General features: G+C 37.1%; 7 protein-coding genes. All 7 read right to left on the bottom strand.

Going from position 1 to position 6583, the window contains the following annotated elements:
- The coding region (locus AWW68_RS10965) for a hypothetical protein (protein WP_157717618.1) at nt 1-210 on the bottom strand (210 nt) is incomplete at its 3' end.
- 61 nt (nt 211-271) lie between these two features.
- Nucleotides 272-736 carry a hypothetical protein gene (locus AWW68_RS10960; RefSeq protein ID WP_185101258.1) on the bottom strand — a complete coding sequence of 155 codons (465 nt, stop codon included), beginning with the start codon at nt 734-736 and terminating at the stop codon, nt 272-274.
- A gap of 546 nt (nt 737-1282) precedes the next feature.
- Nucleotides 1283-1573 (bottom strand): type 2 periplasmic-binding domain-containing protein, encoded by a 291-nt coding sequence (locus AWW68_RS10950; protein WP_068220872.1) that lies wholly within the window; start codon nt 1571-1573, stop codon nt 1283-1285.
- A gap of 251 nt (nt 1574-1824) precedes the next feature.
- The gene (locus tag AWW68_RS10945; RefSeq protein WP_068220868.1) at nt 1825-2187 is read right to left on the bottom strand and encodes a hypothetical protein; all 363 of its coding nucleotides are present in this window, start codon (nt 2185-2187) and stop codon (nt 1825-1827) included.
- Nucleotides 2188-2397, bottom strand: a complete 210-nt coding sequence (locus tag AWW68_RS10940) for a hypothetical protein (protein WP_068220865.1) — start codon at nt 2395-2397, stop codon at nt 2188-2190.
- Between the two features lie 1330 nt (nt 2398-3727).
- On the bottom strand, nt 3728-4165 hold the full coding sequence (locus AWW68_RS10935; RefSeq protein ID WP_068220862.1) for a hypothetical protein: 438 nt from the start codon (nt 4163-4165) through the stop codon (nt 3728-3730).
- On the bottom strand, nt 4162-6243 hold the full coding sequence (locus AWW68_RS10930; protein ID WP_068220858.1) for a hypothetical protein: 2082 nt from the start codon (nt 6241-6243) through the stop codon (nt 4162-4164). The genes AWW68_RS10935 and AWW68_RS10930 overlap by 4 nt, the downstream gene beginning before the upstream one ends.
- Between the last annotated feature and the right edge of the window lie 340 nt (nt 6244-6583).

Genomic DNA, 6583 nt, shown 5'->3' with positions numbered 1-6583 from the left:
AAACCTTGTACTAGTAGAGAAAGGGTTTGGGTATGGGTAAAAGTGAGTAATAGTAGACTCACTTACTACCTCGAAAGTAATTTCATAAGGCCCTACACCTGCTCTGTTTCCAGAGGCATCTGCCGCATTCACTTGCAACAGATATTCACCATCATCTAAAGTTTCCGGCTGAAACTGAATCTTGAAATTTTCATTTTCGGCCAGACTCACAACACCAACTAGGGTGAAATGCCCCCATCTGCATCATACAGCAAGTAATAATGGCATGCGTTTAGTCTTCCCCGACCTTGAAAAACAAAACCCATTTTTCGCTGTCTCCAATGGCTATAGACATGTCTAACGTACTATCAGTTAATGAATTCCACCCGCCTTTACCGTTACCTTCCCATGGGTTGTTGCCCCAATTAGTGTAAAACCTTCTACTATTATTGTCTAATTCTCTCAATAATAGTGAAATTAAATGCTCAACCTTTTCTGTTGAGAGAACTTCTGAGTTTAGAAATGCCAAGTCAAATCTAAGCATCTGATGCATCATGATAGTGGCTTCATTTTTTTCAATTTTACGCCAACCATCACCAATTACATAGAGCCCCTCTTCTTTACAAATTCGATCAAGTATCTCTCTATCATCTATTCTTAAATCAGGCTCCATTTTGTCCGTTGAATAAGTTACAGCTCCACCTAAAAAGTATTTGTCCAATTCATTTACCTTGTAAAGGTCCTTCAATTTTTTCATCATTTAGTGATTTAAATAAAGGTGAAAATAAAACTCTATGGATTGGGATACATTGACTTTAACATCCAAACACCATTAACCTTAGAATAGATTGCTTGAACACTATACATGGTCACCTTTGATCCCCCGCCTGACGGATACCCATAACCAAAAGGTAAGCTTGCAGTAAGTTTTTGTACAAAACTATTTTGAATAGAAGAAGGATTGAACCCACTAGTTCCAGGCCCAGTATTTTGTAGTGCCTCTCTCACTCTATCAGAGGACTCAAATTTCGAACTGTAAAGTGGTGGAGTTGGTCGTTTTGAACCATCAGGTGCAACACCCGTATTTGCCCTTTTAATCAAAACCTCATCCGTTACATCATGCCCATGTCTTTCTAAGGAACGGGCATTAGGATGTTCTGTAAGCTTTGATAGGTCTGATTTTGAAGTCAAGAAATATCCAAGGTCATTTTATAATCTTCTCAGAGTTCCTTTTAGGGAATCCTGAATGTGCTGTTCAATCAATACGAATCTAATCAAAAATAAAATCAGTAGATTTATTATTTTAATCAACCTTTAAAAATTCACAAATCAAGGAAAGAAAGTACTGTTTAATCGATTCATTGTTATAGTTTGCCTTATTATAAACGATAAGTCGGTTTTCAATTGCAAAATCTAACCACTGGAATTCAGGATCCTCAAGGGCTTGTTTAATTTCCTTTTTCAATTGCAACTCATCTATATAACCTTCTTTAATGGATAACTCCAAACTCCCTAGGTTCTGATCTAGTGTTAAATCATATTCTTCTGAGAATATGTTAAAGACAACTCTTAAATTATCAAAACTATTATTCATTCTAAAATTCAGGGTACATTGTTAACAGCTTATAACTTCCTCCACCCACATCTTCATATATCGCCAAAGCCTTATTAGTAAATTGAAAAGACCTGTTATAGGCTGGCACTCCTTTTCCTAAATCTCCGTTGCTAGAAATATATGTAACTATTCGCCTATTTCCACTTTGTTTGCCACTAATCCAAGCACTGGTACCCGGTTGAGTATTATTTAATGCTTCCTTTAACTTATCCGGGCTGTTAAATTTAGAGCTAAACGGTGGGGGGATTTCCTCTTTGCGTTTTAGAGCCATCGGGTGCTATACCACTTTCTGCACGTTTGATTAGAGCTTCATCAGAAACATCATGACCATGGCGTTCCAGTACATGGGCATTTGGATGCTCTGTGAGCTTTGTTAAATCTGATTGTGAATATCCGCTTACATCAGGAGTCCTTTTGTAATGGTAATTATCACCATTTTTATATAATTGAGAACCTCCCTCTGGCTCTCCTATAGGTGACCCGCTACTGCCATATTTTGAAGGTAAAAGATTACCTTTTTTTACAACACCAATTTCATCACTATTTTTGGAAATTCTGATCAAAGAACCATCAATATCGGCTTTAAGCCCCAATTAAAGGGTATGGCCTGAAGTTTTTAGATGTTTCCTACCATACTTTACAAACTTAAAGCCTTTATGTACCACTCGGCCTTTGCGCCACACTGTTTTAAATAGCTTATCAGGAGTAAAAGTCTTCAAAATTAAGCCAACTATGCCAGCAGATGTGGGAGCAGCTCTTCCTGTTCTTAGTTTTGTTCCTTGAGGAATACTTACCTCTACCATTCTGTTAGGCGATCCCTCTGGTATGGCAAACTGACTTTTAATTTGTACAAGTGCAACCCTGTTATATCAGACTTCTTCATAATCCATCGTCCCTATCGAATTTTCATTCCAACACTATTTCTCTTGGCTGATCTCTCCGCTACGGTCGGGATGAAAAAGGATACCGCTTCTACGAAACTCAGATTTCGGCCAAAACACTTTGGTTATGACATTGGACTACGCTGTAGCCAGAAACGTGCTAATACAATTTAGTCTTAGAGCAAAGACCAATAGGCCAACTGCAAACCCTAGCTCCGTAGGAGCTACATGTTATAACAACCAAACTTGAAAATAAAGTGAGCTCCATAAGGGCTACTACTATTACAATCATTTTAGCTGATAATTAACAATTCTTCTAGTACCCGAAGCGCTTGTGCGTGCATTTAAGAATGATGATGTATTAGACTCTGTTTTATTTATAGCTTCAGATACAACTTCCGGGGAGTAGAAATTAGAATTATAAGCTGGTTTAATAAAGCGAGTATTATTTATTGTAGAACCATTAGGTGCAACACGGGCATTTAACCTTTCGTTAACGGTTTGTCCGATACATCAATTTTATGGTTCGCTTCAACAGCGATATGATTGAACCAATTACGTTTAACGGATAAACATTTTTGCTCCGAATTATTTTAATCTTATCCAGTCTGCAATCAGGAATTTATCCGGATTTTGTTTTTTTTTTTAATTCGAGATTTAAATTAAAAAAGACTGATGATCATAAAGATGAAAACGCCTAACACTATCAATATAATTGTTTAATTGTTGATACACCTCTTCAATATCAAACCATCTTTTTTAGTCCTCTAGCAATAAGATCAGCTGCTCTTCTATCTTTTTTTTCTGTGAATGATTGAGCATACTTTTTGCTTCTATTATTTCTAAGAGATGATATTCAACAATTGATTTTATGTCATTCGAGGAATAAATATCCACTGAATTGAACATCTTTGAGTTCTTGGCTATTTGATGCTAATCTACTGCAGCTAGGAGCATTGCACTTTTATATTCCTGTCGCAATCGTCCTAATTGAATAACTCTTTCGTTTATTAGGCGTTTAAGAGAGTCTCTACATCCGTCTACTCCCAACTCATATAACCATTCTTCTTCGAATAACTATAATACCTGTATTAACACCTTAAATGTCATGGTTTTATCGGGTGTATTGATGCCAGTTGCTACTGACCTAGAATAAGTTCATATTTAGCTTCAACAGAATAAATATCCTCAAAACCTTTCATATCCTTCTTAACACCTTTACTAAAAGGTATGAAACTAAAAGGATCTTTCTTTATGTGTTAATAAGTTGATAATCCCCACAGTCAAACGGCTCAAAGGTATCTCGAATTATCTTTGCGTTTATCTCATTCATATTAGAATTGGAAGGCCATTCAGTAAATCGTAGTTCCTTTTTAGTGTCATTATTAAAAAGTAGGTTAGCGTTTTTTATATCTATTGTATAATCACTGCCATATATATTTATCGGCTGAACTATTACTTGATTGCCTTTCAACGTATAAGACATTGGAATGCACTTTTCAAAATCAAAACTCTTTGCTGTAAAATCTACTAAATCTCCAATTCTAGAAACTTGAGAAGCAACCATTAACTCGCTGAATGATTTGAAATAGTAGGCATTTAACGCTATTACTATTTCATCACTTTTTATTCTATGCCCCCCTATAATACTTGGTTCTTCCAAGTAATAACCATTTTGTCTCAAAATCATGGTTTAAAAAACTGTTTAGTCAAACTATTATATTGATACCCACTACTGATAAGCGTGTGTACTTCTTTCCCAAAGAAACCAAGATTATCAAACAATGGTGAACCCGTTCCAAAAGAAGTCATATAATCTGCCACCTGACTAAAGTTATTAAAGTTCAAGTTCTGTGGGTTAAGATATAAGATGTTTGATGTTTGGACTGGATCAGCGGTTAATCGTATTATATCCTTCCTGAAAATAGCATCATCTAGCCAAGCCCTATTAAACTCCCATTTTTCATCAACAGTACCATTTGGCAAGTCTCCCAAAATATTCATCCCTCCTTTGTTACTACCTTGCTTCGCCAAACCAGCATTCCAAATGTTCTCAATTTGATTCTCCCATTTACCAATTACTGTTGTCGTTTTATTTGGAACGGTAACAATATCTCCACCAAACCCAGTGTATTTAAAAGTCAGTACATTGTTAGTTACTCTGGCAACTTCATCTCCATTTTTACTAATTCGAATAATGCTTCCATCGACATCAGCCTTAAGCCCTTTTTCCAGTGCTAAACCAATTTCATCAAGGTATTTTCTACTGTACTTTACAAACTTAAAGCCTTTACGTACCACTCGGCCTGTGCGCCACACTGTTTTAAATACCTTACCCGGAGGAAAGAACTCTGTGACAATTCCCACAATTCCTGCAGTTATGGCTACTGCATCCATCTTATTAGCACCTTCTATTAAGTCTTTAAAAGCTAAAGTCAACCCTCCACCTGGTACAGCTTCAATCAAAAGCTCACCGATTAAAGGCTTGAATATCCCCCATAGAGCCTCCCACTCCTGAGTTGAAAGAGGCCACCTACTTTCGTTTATTTGCTTTTTAACCTCTGGATAGAAATCAATGAAAGCGGCATTCCTCGTGATCTCCATCTGATGCACTGGATGGAGGTCGTCAATTTTAAAATTTACAGATTGCGCAGTTAAATAGACCTCACGCCCCATATAAGCTAAAACATGAAGCTCTTCAGCCGTTAGGCTTGGATCTGAAGCAGCCTCACTCAATGAATAGGCAACCTCTTGAGTGTCTGGGTACCTAATAAGCTCTGAAGCGGTTAAGGTCATAAAAGAGGCCAGAACATCTTTAGCATCTCCTGAAGGACCACTTTGAATCATTTCAGAGCCCGGATTATGCCCAAGGTCATCCTTTGGAGAATCTAAGTAATCCTCTAGACCTCCTGTATAATCCGTATGTCCTCCTCCTCCTCCAGTTCTATAAAAGTCATTATCATAGTAGATTGGGTCGTTGTAATTAGTGTCAGGATACCCACCACCATCAACTCCATCATAATAAGTAACAGGCGAATTAGGAGAAAGTGGATCATTGGGCCTAACTACAACTTCTGGAACGCAGTCTACCCAATACTCTGCGATGACATCACCAGTATTTGCGTTGATCACCCACTTTTTGGTACACATCAATCCATAATCCCACGGCTCAACATCACCATAATTAGAGTCTGGGGCATCTCTAAAAATTAACCCTCCTATGGTAATACTCTCGACAGCATTAATCTCTTTCTCTGCTTTTAATAAATATGATGCGACTAACAGCGACTGTCGTTGCATAAGCTGAGCCTCAGTAAGATTGTCATAAACACTCCTATCGGCTATTCTAAAAGTTTCTTCACCATTACTAAAACGCCTATATAGGAGCAACGCGTTAACTGAGCCTCCTTCTTCAGAAACCATAGGTATTAGGATTTCTTGCTCACCTATTTCCGACTGCACCTCTTCACTGCTTTCAGATGCTTCATAATTCTTTTTAACTGATTTCTTTATCCCTATTATACTATGATTCCATTGTGGGAAGCCTAGCTTTTCACTTAATGCCTTAGTTAAGTCGTTTGAATTAGGTTGGTTTCTAAATAAATCTATTGCCCATAATACTTCTCTGTTTGTCCCATCATACTCGAAAAATTGATTATGGATTTCGAGTTGTTTGATTTCCGATTGGTCGAGCGGATCTAACTCTTTATCTCTGTCACAACCAACAAAAAGAACTATTATCAGTAAAGGATAGATTATTTTTCTCATGGTGTTTATTATTTTTCAACAAACCACATTATAGCAATTCATTTTGTAACTTAAAATGATTGATTATGTATTTTATGATTTTATTAACAAGATCATGTTGTTTTACAGGTTAAAAAAACGACTCCTCTTCAAAAAAGAGAAAGCAATTAGCAACATGATTAATCTGTCCACTATAATTACTCGCGGGCAACTCTATAATGAACCACTTGAGTATAATAAAAGCTTTGTGAGGTTAACTAGCCGGCAGGGTTCAAAGACCAACAATAATCACCTAATAATCACCAGCTTGCCGAAGTCGTTATTGAAGGCTTTGTCTTTTCCTGTGCCGCGGTGGCCGAGG

The organism is Roseivirga spongicola (assembly GCF_001592965.1).
Taxonomy (GTDB): domain Bacteria; phylum Bacteroidota; class Bacteroidia; order Cytophagales; family Cyclobacteriaceae; genus Roseivirga; species Roseivirga spongicola.
The sequence above is the reverse complement of the archived record's forward strand: the minus strand, read 5'-3'. Positions and strand labels throughout refer to the sequence as shown.